General features: G+C 71.1%; 12 protein-coding genes. 8 read left to right on the top strand and 4 right to left on the bottom strand.

Features of this window, described 5'->3' with window-relative positions:
* Window positions 1-15 precede the first annotated feature (15 nt).
* From CRP49_RS09480 to CRP49_RS09510, 7 genes are all read left to right on the top strand, one after another.
* Window positions 16-954, top strand: coding sequence for a M56 family metallopeptidase (locus CRP49_RS09480; RefSeq protein WP_097252980.1), 939 nt, complete (start codon window positions 16-18; stop codon window positions 952-954).
* A 167-nt stretch (window positions 955-1121) separates the two neighbouring features.
* A complete protein-coding gene (locus tag CRP49_RS09485) occupies window positions 1122-1913 on the top strand; it encodes a GntR family transcriptional regulator (protein WP_097252981.1) in 792 nt (263 codons plus the stop codon).
* 33 nt (window positions 1914-1946) lie between these two features.
* Window positions 1947-2174, top strand: coding sequence for a ferredoxin family protein (locus CRP49_RS09490; protein WP_030347217.1), 228 nt, complete (start codon window positions 1947-1949; stop codon window positions 2172-2174).
* 36 nt (window positions 2175-2210) lie between these two features.
* Window positions 2211-3554 carry an ABC transporter substrate-binding protein gene (locus CRP49_RS09495; protein WP_097252982.1) on the top strand — a complete coding sequence of 448 codons (1344 nt, stop codon included), beginning with the start codon at window positions 2211-2213 and terminating at the stop codon, window positions 3552-3554.
* Entirely contained in the window at window positions 3551-4477 is a 927-nt protein-coding gene (locus CRP49_RS09500) for an ABC transporter permease (protein WP_257033345.1), read from the top strand. The genes CRP49_RS09495 and CRP49_RS09500 overlap by 4 nt, the downstream gene beginning before the upstream one ends.
* Window positions 4461-5258 carry an ABC transporter ATP-binding protein gene (locus CRP49_RS09505; RefSeq protein ID WP_097252983.1) on the top strand — a complete coding sequence of 266 codons (798 nt, stop codon included), beginning with the start codon at window positions 4461-4463 and terminating at the stop codon, window positions 5256-5258. Before CRP49_RS09500 ends, CRP49_RS09505 begins: the two co-directional genes overlap by 17 nt.
* An 11-nt stretch (window positions 5259-5269) precedes the next feature.
* On the top strand, window positions 5270-8053 hold the full coding sequence (locus CRP49_RS09510) for a fumarate reductase/succinate dehydrogenase flavoprotein subunit (protein WP_097252984.1): 2784 nt from the start codon (window positions 5270-5272) through the stop codon (window positions 8051-8053).
* A gap of 87 nt (window positions 8054-8140) precedes the next feature.
* Here CRP49_RS09510 and recQ read toward each other — a convergent pair whose 3' ends face one another.
* On the bottom strand, window positions 8141-10162 hold the full coding sequence (gene recQ, locus CRP49_RS09515; protein ID WP_097252985.1) for a DNA helicase RecQ: 2022 nt from the start codon (window positions 10160-10162) through the stop codon (window positions 8141-8143).
* A 388-nt stretch (window positions 10163-10550) separates the two neighbouring features.
* On the opposite strand from recQ, the gene CRP49_RS09520 reads away from it, so the two are divergent.
* Window positions 10551-11105, top strand: coding sequence for a hypothetical protein (locus tag CRP49_RS09520; RefSeq protein ID WP_097252986.1), 555 nt, complete (start codon window positions 10551-10553; stop codon window positions 11103-11105).
* 61 nt (window positions 11106-11166) lie between these two features.
* Here the strand turns inward: CRP49_RS09520 and nuoN are convergent, their stop codons facing one another.
* The 3 genes from nuoN to nuoL are packed head-to-tail and all read right to left on the bottom strand — an operon-like array spanning window position 11167 to window position 16285.
* Complete coding sequence (gene nuoN / locus CRP49_RS09525; protein ID WP_097252987.1) at window positions 11167-12816, bottom strand: NADH-quinone oxidoreductase subunit NuoN; 1650 nt, start codon at window positions 12814-12816, stop codon at window positions 11167-11169.
* On the bottom strand, window positions 12813-14384 hold the full coding sequence (locus CRP49_RS09530) for an NADH-quinone oxidoreductase subunit M (RefSeq protein WP_097252988.1): 1572 nt from the start codon (window positions 14382-14384) through the stop codon (window positions 12813-12815). Before CRP49_RS09530 ends, nuoN begins: the two co-directional genes overlap by 4 nt.
* 5 nt (window positions 14385-14389) lie before the next feature.
* Window positions 14390-16285, bottom strand: coding sequence for an NADH-quinone oxidoreductase subunit L (gene nuoL, locus CRP49_RS09535; RefSeq protein WP_094215582.1), 1896 nt, complete (start codon window positions 16283-16285; stop codon window positions 14390-14392).

The following is a 16285-nucleotide window of genomic DNA, read 5'->3' on the forward strand; positions in this document are numbered from 1 at the left end:
AACCGGAGCCCCGGCATGACCGTCTGCCTGCTCCTGCTGAGCGTCGTCGCCCTGACGGCCGCCGTACCGGCGCCGCGCGCGCTGACCCGGGCCGCCTGGCCCGAGCGGGATCCCGTGGTCGCGTTGTGGGTGTGGCAGTGCCTGGTCGCCACGGTCCTGCTGTGCTGTCTGACCGCACTCGTGCTGGGCGCGGCAGCCGTCTTCCACACCGTCCGCGACCATGTCTTCGCCCCCGCGCCGCCAGCCGTCACCGCCGCGTACGACCTCTCCACCGCCCCGGTCTGGGCCGTCGCCCTCACCCTGCTGCTGGCCTGCGGGGCCGCCTGGACGACGGCGATGCTCGCCCGGGAGATCGCCGAGGCCCGCCGCCGCCGTGGCCAAACCCGGGCGCACCTGCGCGAACGCGCACCCGACCTGCCCGGGGGCCTTCCTGAGGCGCGCGGACCGATGCTGGTGCTGGAGGACGAGTACCCGGACGCCTGGTGGATGCCGGGCCACCCGTCCCAGCTGGTCGTGACCACCGGGGCGCTGCACCGCCTCACCGACCACCAGCTGGACGCGGTCCTGACCCACGAGCGCGGCCACGCGCGCGCCCACCACGACTGGCTGCTCCACCTGTCCACCGCGCTCGCCACGGGCTTCCCGCGCATCCCGCTCTTCGCCCACTTCTGCGACCAGACGCACCGGCTGGTCGAACTGGCCGCCGACGACACGGCGTCCCGCCGCTGCGGCCACCTCACCACCGCCCTGGCCCTGATCGAACTGAACCAGCACCGCGGCGTCCTGTCCTGCGCCTCCAGCCGCCGCCTCCTGGGCGAACGCGTGGACCGCCTCCTGGCGCCCCCACCGCGCCTGCTCCGCCGGCACCGGGCACTGACGACGACGGTGGCGGCACTGGTCCCGCTGCTGCCATTGCTGATCACGTTCGCTCCGGGGCTGACGGCACTGTCCTGATCTCACTGGGGGCTGACGTCCCTACGTGGACCGAGCAGCCGACCCGAGTGGCAGATCTTCCCTGCCTTCGAGCAAAACCCCAGCTCAGCGACCTACCCGACGCCCCCTCACCTGGCGCAACACTCCAGAAACACCCCATTCCCTACCCCGTCGGTATGGTTCCAGCCATGCCACCCACCGACCGCCTCCGAGACCACGCCGGTCAGGGCGCCGCGACCACCGTCGCCGCCCACCGCATGCGTCGCCGGCTGCGCGCGGACCGGGCCCGGCAGCTCGCCGACCTCCTGCGCCACCAGCTCCTCACCGGCGCCTTCGAGGACGGCACCCTCCCCCACGAGTCCACTCTCGCCACCGACTACCGAGCCTCCCGCAACACCGTCCGCCAGGCCCTGGACCTGCTCCGGGCGGAAGGCCTGGTGGATCGGCTGCCGGGTGTCGGCACCGTCGTCGTCGCCCAGAAGTACCCGCACGGGCTCGACCGTCTGATGGGCCTCGCGGAAACCCTCCGCGAACACGGCCGCGTCACCAACGAGGTCCGCACCATGGGCCCCGCCCCCGCACCCGCCCCGGTGGCCGAACGCCTCCACGTCCCGGCCGGCGCCGACGTCCTTTACATCGAACGCCTACGCCGCCTGAACGGCCTCCCGCTCTCCCTCGACCTCACCTACATCCCGCTCGACGTCGGCACCGCCCTGCTCGGCGCAGACCTGGAGAACACCGATGTCTTCCGCCTGCTGGAAGCCATCACCGGCCAGCGGCTCGGCCACGCCGAGATCACCCTGGAGGCGGTGAACGCGGACGCCCACTCCGCCGCCGTGCTCCAGGCCCCGCGAGGTGCCGCCGTACTGATGCTGGAACGCCTCACGCACCTCGCCGACGGCCGCCCCATCGACCTGGAGTTCATCCGCTTCCGCGGCGACCGCATCACCATGAGCGGCCTGCTCCACCGGTCCCTGTAATCACCCTGCCTGACCCGTTTCCTGGAGACAGCCATGCCTTTGGCGCCCCAGCGGGCCGACGTGCCCGTGACCATCGACGAGTCGAAATGCATCGACGGCTGCACGCTCTGCGTGGACATGTGCCCGCTGGACTCCCTCGCCATCGACGAGAGCAGCGGCAAGGCGTACATGCATGTCGACGAGTGCTGGTACTGCGGCCCGTGCGCGGCGCGCTGTCCCACCGGAGCCGTCACGGTCAACATGCCCTACCTGCTCCGCTGACCTTTCCGACCCGCTCCGGCGAGAGGCCGAACCACCATGAACCGCAAGGCAGTTGCCCTGTCCGCCGCCGCGCTCCTCCTCCCCCTGTCCGCCTGCGGCGGCAGCGCCGAGGCGGGCAGCGGCTCCACGGTCACCGTGACCGTCGGCTACCAGTCCAAGACCATCAACACGGTCACCGCAGGAACCCTGCTCCGCTCCCTGGGCTACTTCGAGAAGCAGCTGAACTCCCTGCACGACGGCCACACCTACAAGGTCGACTGGCAGGACTACGCCACCGGTGCCCCGATCACCGCCCAGATGACCGCCGGGAAGATCGACATCGGGTCGATGGGCGACTTCCCGCTGCTGCTGAACGCGGCCCGCGGCAAACAACTCGGCCGTCCCACCCACCTGGTGTCGGTCACCGGCTACAACCTGCGCGGCGGCCTCAACACCGTCGTAACCGCCCCGGACTCCAAGCTCGCCTCACTGCAGGACCTCAAGGGCAAGAAGGTCTCCACGAGCGTCGGCTCCGCCGCCGACGGCACCCTCGTACGGGCCCTCCAGCGGGCCGGTATCGACCCGAACACCGGTGTCTCGAAGCTCAACCAGCAGCCTGCCGTGGGCGCTTCGGCCCTCTCCGCGGGCAGCGTGGACGCGCTGTCGCAGTTCGTCGCCTGGCCAGGCCTGCTCGCCCACCAGGGCAAGGCGAAGGCCTTGTACGACGGCGCGCAACTGAACCTCCCCACCTTCCACGGCGTCACCGCCCGCGAGGACTTCGCCAAGCGGCACCCGGCCGTTCTGGAGGCCTTCCTGAAGGCCCAGGCGCAGGCCACGGACTATCTCGACGACCACCCGGTGACCGCCGCGGAGAAGGTCGCCGAGGCCACCGGTCTGCCCGCCGAGGTCGTCTACCTCTACAACGGCGCCCACGGCATCGCCACCTTCGACCCGGCCGTCAAACCCCAGCTCGTCTCCGCGCTGAAGCAGGACGTCTCCGTCCTCAAGGCCGCCAAGCTCACCGGAGACATAGACGTGGACTCCTTCATCGACGACCGGTACGTGAAGAAGGCGCTCGGCGCCTCCTACGCCGAGCGGCTCGCCGCCACGCCGGCACCGGCCGCGAGCGAGGTATGGCCCAAGGGCAGCGAGAAGACAGTCTCGTTCAAGTCGCCGAAGGAGCTGCTGGCCTACGTGGCCGGGCACCGGAACGGCGTCCGTGCTGCCTACGTCCCCGATGCCACCACCGGCACCCTCTGGTTCGCCGACAAGGCGGTCTGGGTGAGCGACGGCGACCAACTGCTGCCCTTCGTGGCCCCGGCGACCGCGCATGCGTACATCGCGGCACACGGCGGCGCCCGTACCGTCTCGTACACCGACGCGCTCGGACGGTCCTCATGACCCAGCGGCCGCTCGCCCAGTATGCGCTGCGAGCGGCGTCCCTGGCCACCGCCCTCGGGCTCTGGCAGGTGCTGACCAGCCTGGACGTCGACCTGTGGCTGCGCTTCTCGCAGTTCCCGACGGTCACCGACGTGGCCCGGGCCTTCGCCGACCGGCTCTCCGGGGCCGACTACTGGACCGACCTCACCGACAGCCTCACCCGGATCCTCACCGGCTTCGCGCTGGCGGCCGTCCTCGGCGTCGCGACGGGCGTGCTCGTGGCCCGCTCGCGCCTCGCCGAGGACCTGCTCGGTCCGGTCCTGGAAGTCGTCCGCCCGATCCCGGCCATCGCTCTCGTCCCCGTCGCCATCCTCCTTTTCCCCTCGAACGAACAGGGCATCGTCTTCATCACCTGCACCGCCGCCTTCTTCCCCGTGCTGGTCTCCACCCGGCACGCGGTCCGGGCGCTCACCCCCGTCTGGGAGGAGGCGGTGCGCACCCTGGGCGGCGGCCGGCTGCGGATCCTCGGCTCGGTCGTGCTGCCGGGCGCGCTGCCCGGCATCTTCGGCGGACTGTCGGTCGGCATCGGCGTCTCGTGGATCTGCGTGATCTCCGCCGAGATGATCTCCGGTCAGTACGGCGTCGGTTACCGCACCTGGCAGGACTACACGGTCGTGAACTACCCGGGCGTCTTCGTCGGCATGGTCACGATCGGCGTCCTCGGCTGGGTCACCTCCACAGCCGTGGAACTCCTCGGTCGCCGTCTGACCCGCTGGCTGCCCCGCACCTCGTACGTGCCCGGCGGCCGGCCCCGCACTGCGGTGCCCCGACTCGCCGCCCCGGTCGCCGTGAAGACCGAGAGCAACGCCGAGAACCAGCCCGAGGCCCAGCACCAGGGCCACGACGAAACCGAGCAGGAGGCGCGGGATGAGCACCTCGTCTGAGACGGTCGACACCGTCGCCGCACCGGCCGCGACGTCACGGGAGGACGTACGCGGCACCCGGCTCACCTTCCGTGCCGCCGTCCTGGGCCGGCCGGACGCCCCGGTCCTGCACGACGTCGACCTGGACGTCGCGCCCGGCGAGATCCTCACCGTCGTCGGCCCCTCCGGCTGCGGCAAGTCGACACTGCTGCGCACGCTCGCCGGGCTGCTGTCACCGCTGGCCGGGGCGGTGGAGCAGGACGGCAGCCCGCTGACCGGGCCGTCCGCCGACCGTGCGCTGGTCTTCCAGGAGGACGCGCTGCTGCCCTGGCGCACCCTGCGCGGAAACGTCGAACTCCCCCTGGCCATCGGTGGCGCACCGCGCGCCGAACGGCGTTCCCGGGCCGAGTCCTGGCTCGGGCGCGTCGGACTCAGTGCACAGGCAGGGCAGTTGCCGCACCGCGTCTCCGGCGGGCAGCGCCAGCGCGCCCAGTTGGCCCGCGCGTTGGCCGACAGCCCGCGCGCGGTCCTCATGGACGAGCCTTTCGGTGCCCTCGACGCCCAGACCCGCTCCGGCATGCAGGACCTGCTGGTGGAGGTGTTGCGCGGCTCGGGCGCGACTGTCGTCTTCGTCACGCACGACGTGGACGAGGCGCTCTTCCTCGGCGACCGCGTCGCCCTCCTCGGGGCCGGCCGCGTGGCCTCCGTACGCGACGTACCGCGTCCGCGTGACCGCGGCGCCCTCGACGACCCGGCCCGAGCGGCCCTGCGCCGCGCCGTCCTCTCCTCGCTCGGCACCTGAAAGGCACCCCGGTGACCACCCCCGCCAACGCCCCCGCGCAGACCCCTCTGGAGATCCCCGCCGTCACCGACGCCGAGGAGCTGACCTGCGACGTCCTCGTCATCGGCGGTGGCACCGCCGGCACCATGGCCGCCCTGACCGCCGCCGAGCGCGGCGCGGACGTCCTGCTCCTGGAGAAGGCCCACGTCCGCCACTCCGGCGCACTCGCCATGGGCATGGACGGCGTCAACAACGCGGTCGTCCCCGGGCGCGCCGAGCCCGACGACTACGTCGCCGAGATCACCCGCGCCAACGACGGCATCGTCGACCAGTCCACCGTCCGCCAGACCGCCACCCGTGGCTTCGCGATGGTCCAGCGGCTGGAGTCGTACGGCGTCAAGTTCGAGAAGGACGAGCACGGGGACTACGCGGTCCGTCAGGTCCACCGCTCCGGCTCGTACGTGCTGCCGATGCCGGAGGGCAAGGACGTCAAGAAGGTCCTGTACCGGCAGTTGCGGCGGCGGGAGATGCGGGAGCGGATCCGCATCGAGAACCGGTTGATGCCGGTCCGCGTGCTGACCGCGCCGGACGACGGGCGGGCCGTGGGCGCCGTCGGCTTCCACACCCGCACCGGCGCCTTCGTCACCGTCCGCGCGGGCGCGGTGATCCTCGCCACCGGCGCCTGCGGCCGTCTCGGCCTGCCCGCCTCCGGCTACCTCTACGGCACCTACGAGAACCCCACCAACGCCGGCGACGGCTACGCCATGGCCTACCACGCGGGCGCCGAGCTGACCGGTATCGAGTGCTTCCAGATCAACCCGCTGATCAAGGATTACAACGGTCCGGCCTGCGCCTACGTCGCCAACCCCTTCGGCGGCTACCAGGTCAACCGGCACGGCGAACGGTTCGTCGACTCCGACTACTGGTCCGGGCAGATGATGGCGGAGTTCGCGGCGGAGGTCGCCAGCGACCGCGGCCCGGTCTACCTGAAGCTGAGCCATCTTCCCGAGGAGTCGATCTCCGCCCTTGAGTCCATCCTGCACTCCACCGAGCGGCCCACCCGCGGCACCTTCCACGCCGGCCGCGGGCACGACTACCGCACCCACGACGTCGAAATGCACATCTCCGAGATCGGCCTGTGCGGCGGCCACTCCGCCTCCGGCGTCCGCGTCGACGACCACGCCCGTACGACCGTCCCCCGCCTGTACGCCGCCGGCGACCTCGCCTGCGTCCCGCACAACTACATGATCGGCGCCTTCGTCTTCGGTGACCTCGCGGGTGCGGACGCCGCCCAGTACTCGGCGTACAAGGGAGAGCTGCCCGCGGACCAGGTGCGCGAGGCGCACGAGCTGATCTACCGCCCGCTGCGCAACCCGGACGGCCCGCCGCAGTCCCAGGTCGAGTACAAGCTGCGCCGCTTCGTGAACGACTACGTGGCACCGCCCAAGTCCGGCGCCCGTCTCTCCCTCGCCCTGGATGCCTTCGAGCGGATGCGCGCCGACGTCGCCGCGATGGGCGCCCGAACCCCGCACGAGCTGATGCGCTGCGCCGAGGTCACCTTCATCCGCGACTGCGCGGAGATGGCCGCCCGCGCTTCCCTCGCCCGTACCGAGTCCCGCTGGGGGCTCTATCACGACCGCATCGACCACCCCCGGCGCGACGACGCCTCCTGGTTCCACCACCTCGATCTGCACAAGTCCCCCTCTGGTGCGATGGAGTTCACGGCCCGTCCCGTGGCCCCCTATCTGGTCCCGGTCGAGGGCTTCGCCCCGGCCGGCGGTCCGTCCCGGCAGCTGGGCGAGGTCCGGCCCGAGGACGTCGCCACGGCCGGCCCGCGCGATGTGGCACCGGTCGCCACCGGACCGGCGTCCACCCGCGCCGCTGGGCCCGTGGACCCGAGCGGCGCCCCGGGTACCGCCTCGCCCCGGCTCCTGGAGCTGCTGGAGCTGGCCGAGGAGGAACCCGAACTCGCTTCCCTGAGGCCCTACTTGTCCGACCCCGATCCCGCGGTCCGCCGTACGGCCGTCTCGGTCCTCACCGAGACCGTGCCGCCCGGCACCGGGCAGGCCCTGGCCGGTGCCCTCGCCGACCCTGACGCCGAGGTCCGCGCGGCCGCCGCGGCCTCACTGCGCGAACTCGTCGAGACCCTGCCGTCCGAACCCGCCCTGGCCACCGCGCTCACCGGCGCGCTCGCCGAGGCCGACCCCCTGGTCCGCGCCGCCGCCCTCGACGTCCTGCGCGCCCTGAGACTGGGCGAAGCCGCCGTGTTCGCCGCCGCACTGGACGACCCCGACATCTCCGTCCGCATCGAGGCCGTGCGCGCCCTCGTCTCCGTCGATGCGGCCGAACCGCTGGCGGGCGCCGCGAACGATCCCTCCCGGGAGGTCCGCGTCACCGTGGCCAAGGCGCTGGCCGCCGTCAGCCCGGCGCCCCTGGACCCGCAGGCCCGGGAGCTGCTCACCGGCACCCTGGACCGGCTCACCGAGGACACCGACCCGCTGGTGCGCGGTGCCGCGCTGGGTGCGCTGGCCACCGCCGGCTGCCCGGCGCCGCTCGCCGCCCGTGCCGTGGCCGCACTGGCCGACCCGGCCTGGCAAGTCCGCTCCGGGGCCGCCACCGCGCTGTCGGTCGCGCCCGCCGACTCCGCCGTCCCCGCACTCGCCAAGGCCCTGGCCGACCCGAACGCGGACGTGCGCAAGGCGGCGGTTCTGGCCCTGACCCGGCACAACGCCGCCGAGGAGGCCCGCGTGGCCCTGGCCACGGCCACGACCGACTCGGACGCGGACGTCAGGGCGTACGCGGCGCGAGGGCTGTGACGCTCCCCCGCTTCTCCTCAGGCACAGTGCCTGAGGAGAAGGCTCAGCGCCCGAGGAGAAGAAGCGTCTCCAAGGGCCTGTGGCGCCCTATATCCAGTCGTCCGGCTCCGGCTCGTCCCCCGGCTCGGGCCACAGGTCCTCGGGGGACTCACCGGGCGTGGGCACGGCACCGCCTGCCGGTGCGGCAGTGGCCACCGCGCCGGGGACGTCCAGGGAGTTGAGTACCTCGAGCACGCCCTCCCCGTACGTGGCCAGCTTCTTCTCGCCGACCCCGCTCACCGTGCCCAGCTCCCGCACCGAGCCGGGCCAACGGGTGACGATCTCCCGCAGGGTGGCGTCGTGGAAGATGACGTACGCCGGGACGCCCTGCTCCCGGGCCTGTTCGGCGCGCCAGGCACGCAGGGCCTCGAAGGCGGGGAGCAGCGTGTCGGGCAGCTCGGTCGCAGCGGCCTTGGCCTTGCGGTCGCCCCGGCCGGAGGAGGAACCCGCACCGGACCGGGAGGCGGCCGGCTTCTTCGGCTCCTTGCGCAGCGGCACCTCCCGCTCCCGCCGCAGCACCGAGCCGCTCGCCTCGGTGAGTACCAGCGTGCCGTACTCCCCCTCGACCGCGAGCAGCCCCTGGGCCAGCAGCTGCCGGATGACGCCCCGCCACTCGGCCTCGACGAGATCCTGGCCGATGCCGAACACGGACAGCTGGTCGTGGTCGAACTGGATCACCTTGCCGGTGCGCTTGCCGAGCAGGATGTCGACGATCTGCACGGCGCCGAACTTCTGCCCGCGCTCCCGCTGCAGCCGTACCACCGTGGACAGCACCTTCTGCGCGGCAACGGTGCCGTCCCAGGTCTCCGGCGGGGCCAGGCAGGTGTCGCAGTTGCCGCACCCCGCGGCGGAGGGATCCTGGCCGAAGTACGCCAGCAGCTGGCCGCGCCGGCACTGGGCGGTCTCGCACAGGGCGAGCATGGCGTCGAGGTGGGCGGAGGCCCGGCGGCGGAACGCCTCGTCGCCCTCGCCGGACTGGATCAGCTTGCGCTGCTGTATGACGTCGTTGAGGCCGTAGGCCATCCAGGCGGTGGAGGAGACGCCGTCGCGGCCCGCACGGCCCGTCTCCTGGTAGTAGCCCTCGATCGACTTGGGCAGGTCCAGGTGGGCGACGAAGCGCACGTCCGGCTTGTCGATGCCCATGCCGAAGGCGATGGTCGCGACCACGACCAGGCCGTCCTCGCGCAGGAACCGGGACTGGTGGGCCGCGCGCGTGCCCGCGTCCAGGCCCGCGTGGTAGGGCACCGCCTCGATGCCGTTGCTGCTCAGGAACTCGGCCGTCCGCTCCACCGAGTTTCGGGAGAGGCAGTACACGATGCCGGCGTCACCCGCGTGTTCCTCCCGGAGGAAGGCGAGGAGCTGCTTCCTGGGGTCGGCCTTGGGCACGATCCGGTACTGGATGTTGGGCCGGTCGAAGCTGGCGACGAAGTGGCGGGCCCTCGGCAGGTCCAGCCGCTGGGTGATCTCCTGGTGGGTGGCGTGCGTGGCCGTGGCCGTGAGGGCGATCCGCGGGACGTCCGGCCAGCGTTCGCCGAGCAGGGAGAGGGCCAGGTAGTCGGGGCGGAAGTCGTGGCCCCACTGGGACACGCAGTGCGCCTCGTCGATCGCGAAGACGGAGATCTTGCCACGAGAGAGCAGGTCGAGCGTGGCCTCGACCCGCAGCCGCTCCGGGGCCAGGTACAGCAGGTCCAGCTCGCCGGCGAGGAACTCGGCCTCGACCACGCGCCGCTCGTCGAAGTCCTGCGTGGAGTTGATGAAGCCGGCCCGCACGCCGAGGGCGCGCAGGGCGTCCACCTGGTCCTGCATCAGCGCGATCAGCGGCGAGATCACCACGCCCGTACCGGGTCTGACCAGGGCCGGGATCTGGTAGCACAGCGACTTGCCGCCACCGGTCGGCATGAGGACGAGGGCGTCTCCGCCCGCCACCACATGCTCGATGATCTCTTCCTGCTCACCTCGGAAGGCCTCGTAGCCAAAGACCCGGTGCAGCGTGGCCAGCGCCTCGCTCGCGGCCGCGCCCGGCCCCTCGGTCATCTGTGGCATCTCGCTGATCCCGCCCGTCGCGCCCATCGTCCTGTCCCCCGTGTCCGGTCCCCCGTGCGTCGTCCCTCGACCACTGCGTCCACGATAGGTCCCCGCGCCGACAGTGCCGGAAGTTGTCCACAGGTGCGGGTGACTTGTCATATCAACCCATCGACTGTTTCCGGACAGCCGCTCCGCACCCCATCGGGTGCTGCCGGAAGGTCACCGCTCAACCCATCGGGTACGGCCGAATGGCCCGCGCTCAACCCATCGGGTGCTGTCGAAGGGCCGCCGCTCAACCCATTGGGCGCCTCTGGATGGCCGACTCCCTCGCTCGGGGCCAGGCTGCTGGAGCGGGCCGGGAGGAGGCCCGCACGCCGCCGGATCACGCTTCGCACCCCGATCCATCCGCGTCTGCCCCTAGGAGCCCCGCCTCATGATCGCTCGTCTCGCCGGAGCCGCCCTCGCCCTCGTCTCGGCTCTCGCCGTGCCCGCATCCGCGCCCGCCCACGCCACCGACCAGGACTTTTTCACCGACCCACAGCTGACCGCGGCGTACGTGGCAACGGCGCAGTACCGCTATGAGCCGCTCGCGACCGCCGACGGCTACGAGCCGCACCTGTGTCTGGCCCGCGCCCAGGGCGCCATGGGCTTCCACTACTTCAACGAGTCCCGTTTCGGCTCCCTCGACCCGAAGAAGCCGGGCGGCCTGCTCTACGAGAACTCCGGCAACGGCGGGCGCCGGCTTGTCGGCGTGGAGTGGGTGGTGCCGGTCACCGGCAAGAACATGAAGCGGCCCCGCCTGTTCGGGCAGGACTTCCAGGGCCCGATGGCCGGCCACTACCCGGGCATGCCCACCCACTACGACCTACATGTGTGGCTCTACAAGAAGAACCCCCGCGGCCTCTTCTTCCAGTGGAACCCGAACGTGAAGTGCCCCGCCTCGACCAAGCCCGCCACGCAGGGCATGTCAGGCATGTCGGGCCATTGACATGCGACGGCCCCGGCTCCTCGCTCGGAGGAACCGGGGCCGCAGGGCCGTGGCGCAGGCCTCAGCGCACGAACACTCCCGCCTGGCTCGCCAGGTTCAGGAAGTACTGCGGCGCCACACCGAGCACCAGCGTGACCGCCACGCCCACCCCGATCGCCGCCATGGTCAGCGGCGACGGCACGGCCACGGTCGGGCCCTCGGGCCTCGGCTCACTGAAGAACATCAGCACGATCACACGGATGTAGAAGAACGCGGCGATCGCCGAGGAGATCACACCGACCACGACCAGAGGGGCCGCACCGCCGTCCGCCGCCGCCTTGAACACGGCGAACTTCCCGGCGAAACCGGAGGTCAGCGGGATACCGGCGAAGGCCAGCAGGAACACCGCGAACACGGCCGCCACCAGCGGCGACCGGCGGCCGAGCCCGGCCCACTTGGACAGATGAGTCGCCTCACCGCCCGCGTCGCGCACCAGCGTGACCACCGCGAAGGCACCGATCGTCACGAACGAGTACCCGGCCAGGTAGAACAGGACGGACGACACGCCGTCCTTCGAGGTCGCGATGACACCCGCGAGGATGAATCCGGCGTGCGCGATGGACGAGTACGCCAGCAGCCGCTTGATGTCGGTCTGCGTGATCGCGACGATCGCACCGCCCAGCATGGTGACGATCGCCACCGCCCACATGACCGGCCTCCAGTCCCAGCGCATGCCGGGGAGGACGACGTACAGCAGACGCAGCAGCGCGCCGAACGCCGCCACCTTCGTCGCCGACGCCATGAAGCCGGTCACCGGGGTCGGCGCGCCCTGGTAGACGTCGGGCGTCCACATGTGGAACGGCACCGCGCCCACCTTGAAGAGCAGGCCCATCACGATCAGGGCGCTGCCGAGCAGCAGCAGCGCGTCGTTGCCCATGGTGTTGGCCAGCGCCGGGTCGACGTTGGTGACCGTGCCGTCGACGACCTGCGCGATGCGCGCGTACGACACCGAGCCCGCGTAGCCGTACAGCAGGGCGATGCCGAACAGCGTGAACGCGGAGGCGAACGCGCCGAGCAGGAAGTACTTGACCGCGGCCTCCTGCGACATCAGCCGCTTGCGGCGGGCCAGCGCGCACAGCAGGTACAGCGGCAGGGAGAAGACCTCCAGGGCCACGAACAGCGTCAGCAGGTCGTTGGCCGAGGGGAAGATCAGCATGCCGGCGATCGCGAAGAGCAGCAGCGGGAAGACCTCGGTGGTGGTGAACCCCGCCTTCACGGCGGCCTTCTCGCTGTCGCTGCCCGGCACGGACGCGGCCTGCGCCGCGAACGAGTCGACCCGGTTGCCGTGCGCCGCGGGGTCCAGGCGCCGTTCGGCGAAGGTGAACAGGCCGACCAGACCGGCCAGCAGGATCGTGCCCTGCAGGAACAGGGACGGCCCGTCGACCGCGATCGCTCCCATGGCCGCGATGTGCGCCTTCGTGGTGCCGTACCCGTCGGCCGCCAGCGCGACCACCGCGGCGAACGCGGCGCAGAGGGCTACGACGGACACGAACACCTGCGCGTAGTAGCGGGACCGGCGCGGGACGAACGCCTCGACCAGCACCCCGACCAACGCCGCGCCGACGACGATCAAGGTCGGCGACAATTGCCCGTACTCGATCTTCGGAGCGGGGATCTTCGAGATCGGCTCGGCTGCGGTTGTCCACAGGCTGTGGACGGCTGTTGCGCTCACTTGGCCGCCTCCACCGAGGGCTTGGGATCGGTCTTGTGTACGTCGGACATGGTCTGCTTGACCGCCGGGTTGACGATGTCCGTGACGGGCTTCGGGTAGACGCCCAGGACGATCAGCAGCACGATCAGCGGGGCGACCACCACCAGCTCGCGCGCGCGGAGGTCGGGCATCGCCGAGACCTCGGGCTTGACCGGGCCCGTCATCGTGCGCTGGTACAGCACGAGGGTGTAGAGCGCGGCGAGCACGATGCCGAAGGTGGCGATGATGCCGATCGCCGGGTAGCGCGCGAACGTGCCGACCAGGACCAGGAACTCACTCACGAACGGCGCGAGTCCGGGGAGCGAGAGGGTGGCGAGGCCGCCGATCAGGAAGGTGCCGGCGAGCACCGGGGCGACCTTCTGCACACCGCCGTAGTCGGCGATGAGGCGCGAGCCGCGCCGGGAGATCAGGAAGCCGGCGACCAGCATCAGCGCGGCCGTGGAGATGCCGTGGTTGACCATGTAGAGCGTGGCGCCGGACTGGCCCTGGCTGGTCATCGCGAAGATGCCCATGATGATGAAGCCGAAGTGCGAGATCGACGCGTAGGCGACCAGCCGCTTGATGTCCCGCTGGCCGACGGCGAGCAGGGCGCCGTAGACGATGCTGATGAGTGCCAGTACGAGGATGACCGGCGTCGCCCACTTGCTGGCCTCCGGGAACAGCTGGAGGCAGAAGCGGAGCATCGCGAACGTGCCCACCTTGTCGACGACCGCGGTGATGAGGACGGCGACCGGAGCGGTGGCCTCCTGCATGGCGTTGGGCAGCCAGGTGTGCAGCGGCCACAGCGGCGCCTTCACCGCGAAGGCGAAGAAGAAGCCGAGGAACAGCCAGCGTTCGGTGTTCGTCGCCATGTGCAGCGAGCCGTTCGCGCGCGCCTGCGCGATCTCCGTGAGCGAGAAGTTCCCCGCGACCACGTAGACGCCGATCACGGCGGCCAGCATGATCAGGCCGCCGACCAGGTTGTAGAGCAGGAACTTCACCGCCGCGTACGACCGCTGCGTGGAGGCCGCCTCCTCGCCGTGCTCGTGGGCACGGTCCCCGAAGCCGCCGATGAGGAAGTACATCGGGATGAGCATGGCTTCGAAGAAGATGTAGAAGAGGAAGACGTCGGTGGCCTCGAAGGAGATGATCACCATCGCCTCGACCGCCAGGATCAGCGCGAAGAAGCCCTGGGTGGGCCGCCAGCGGCGGCTGCCGGTCTCCAGCGGGTCGGCGTCGTGCCAGCCGGCGAGGATCACGAACGGGATCAGTACGGCGGTCAGCGCGAGGAGCGCCACCGCGATGCCGTCGACGCCCAGTTCGTAGCGGACGCCGAAGTCCTTGATCCAGGCGTGCGATTCGGTGAGCTGGTAGCGGGCGCCGTCCGGGTCGAAGCGGACCAGGACGGTGATCGCCAGGGCGAGCGTGGCGAGCGAGACGCCCAGCGCCAGCCACTTGGCGGCGGTGCGGCGCGCGGCCGGTACGGCGGCCGTGGCGACGGCCCCGATGGCCGGGAGCGCCGCCGTCGCTGTCAGTAGAGGAAAGGACATCGGTATCAGACCGCCCTCATCAGCAGGGTCGCGGCGACCAGGAGTGCCGCACCGCCGAACATCGAGACCGCGTAGGAGCGGGCGAAGCCGTTCTGGACCCGCCGCAGCCGGCCCGACAGGCCGCCGAAGCCGGCCGCCGTGCCGTTGACGACGCCGTCGACCAGGGTGTGGTCGACGTACACCAGGGAGCGCGTGAGGTGCTCTCCGCCGCGCACCAGGACGACGTGGTTGAAGTCGTCCTGGAGCAGGTCGCGCCGGGCGGCCCGGGTGAGCAGCGATCCGCGCGGGGCGACGGCCGGGACGGGCTTGCGGCCGTACTGGGCCCAGGCGATGCCGACGCCGATGACCAGGCACACCATGGTCGCGCCGGTGACCGTGGCCGCGCTGATCGGCGAGTGGCCCTCGCTGTGGCCGGTGACCGGCTCCAGCCAGTTCAGGAAGCGGTCACCGATGCTGAACAGCCCACCGGCGAAGACCGACCCGAACGCGAGCAGGACCATCGGGATCGTCATGACCTTGGGCGACTCGTGCGGGTGCGGCTCGTTGCCGTTCTCGTCCGGCTGCCAGCGCTTCTCGCCGAAGAACGTCATCAGCATCACGCGCGTCATGTAGAAGGCGGTGATGGCTGCGCCCAGCAGGGCTGCGCCGCCGAGGATCCAGCCCTGGGTGCCACCCTTGGCGAAGGCCGCCTCGATGATCGCGTCCTTGGAGAAGAAGCCCGACAGGAACGGGAAGCCGATGATGGCGAGGTAGCCGAGACCGAAGGTGATGAAGGTGACCGGCATGTACTTCCTGAGGCCGCCGTACCTGCGCATGTCGACCTCGTCGTTCATGCCGTGCATGACGGAACCGGCGCCGAGGAAGAGCCCGGCCTTGAAGAAGCCGTGGGTCACCAGGTGCATGATCGCGAAGACGTAGCCGATGGGGCCGAGGCCGGCGGCGAGGATCATGTAGCCGATCTGCGACATGGTCGAGCCGGCCAGCGCCTTCTTGATGTCGTCCTTCGCGCAACCGACGATCGCACCGAAGAGGAGCGTGACCGCGCCGACGACGGTGACGGCCAGCTGGGCGTCCGGAGCCAGGTTGAAGATGGCCGCGGAGCGGACGATCAGGTACACACCCGCGGTCACCATCGTCGCGGCGTGGATCAGGGCCGACACCGGGGTCGGGCCCTCCATGGCGTCCCCGAGCCAGGACTGCAGCGGCACCTGGGCCGACTTGCCGCAGGCGGCGAGCAGCAGCATCAGGCCGATCGCCGTGAGTTTGCCCTCGGAGGCGTCACCGGCGTGGCTGAAGACCGGGCCGAAGGCGAAGCTGCCGAAGGTGGTGAACATCAGCATGATCGCGATCGACAGGCCCATGTCGCCGACACGGTTGACCAGGAAGGCCTTCTTCGCCGCCGTGGCCGCGCTGGGCTTGTGCTGCCAGAAGCCGATCAGCAGGTAGGACGCGAGGCCGACGCCCTCCCAGCCGACGTACAGCAGCAGGTAGTTGTCGGCGAGGACGAGCAGCAGCATCGCCGCGAGGAACAGGTTCAGGTAGCCGAAGAAGCGGCGGCGACGCTCGTCGTGCTCCATGTACCCGACCGAGTACAGGTGGATCAGCGAGCCGACGCCCGTGATCAACAGCACGAACGTCATGGACAGCTGGTCGAGGCGGAAGGTGACGTCCGCCTGGAAGCTGCCGACCGAGATCCACGTCCACAGGTGCTGGGTCAGGGTGCGGTGCTCGGCGTTCTTGCCGAGCAGGTCGGCGAAGAGGATCAGGCCGAACACGAAGGAGGCGGCCGACAGGAGCGTGCCGATCCATTGGCCGACGGCGTCGAGGCGCCGGCCGCCGACCAGGAGGACGGCCGCTCCGAGCAGGGGCGCCGCGATGAGCAGCGCGATCAGGTTCTCCAC

The organism is Streptomyces sp. Ag109_G2-15 (genome assembly GCF_900215565.1).
Classification (GTDB): Bacteria; Actinomycetota; Actinomycetes; order Streptomycetales; family Streptomycetaceae; genus Streptomyces; species Streptomyces diastatochromogenes.

Coding starts and splice junctions, on each gene's coding strand:
- recQ (WP_097252985.1), bottom strand. CDS start 10,162: ATGGGCGCGACGGGCGGGATCAGCGAGATGCCACAGATGACCGAGGGG.
- CRP49_RS09480 (WP_097252980.1), top strand. CDS start 16: ATGACCGTCTGCCTGCTCCTGCTGAGCGTCGTCGCCCTGACGGCCGCC.
- CRP49_RS09505 (WP_097252983.1), top strand. CDS start 4,461: ATGAGCACCTCGTCTGAGACGGTCGACACCGTCGCCGCACCGGCCGCG.
- CRP49_RS09485 (WP_097252981.1), top strand. CDS start 1,122: ATGCCACCCACCGACCGCCTCCGAGACCACGCCGGTCAGGGCGCCGCG.
- CRP49_RS09495 (WP_097252982.1), top strand. CDS start 2,211: ATGAACCGCAAGGCAGTTGCCCTGTCCGCCGCCGCGCTCCTCCTCCCC.
- CRP49_RS09530 (WP_097252988.1), bottom strand. CDS start 14,384: ATGTCCTTTCCTCTACTGACAGCGACGGCGGCGCTCCCGGCCATCGGG.
- CRP49_RS09490 (WP_030347217.1), top strand. CDS start 1,947: ATGCCTTTGGCGCCCCAGCGGGCCGACGTGCCCGTGACCATCGACGAG.
- CRP49_RS09500 (WP_257033345.1), top strand. CDS start 3,551: ATGACCCAGCGGCCGCTCGCCCAGTATGCGCTGCGAGCGGCGTCCCTG.
- CRP49_RS09520 (WP_097252986.1), top strand. CDS start 10,551: ATGATCGCTCGTCTCGCCGGAGCCGCCCTCGCCCTCGTCTCGGCTCTC.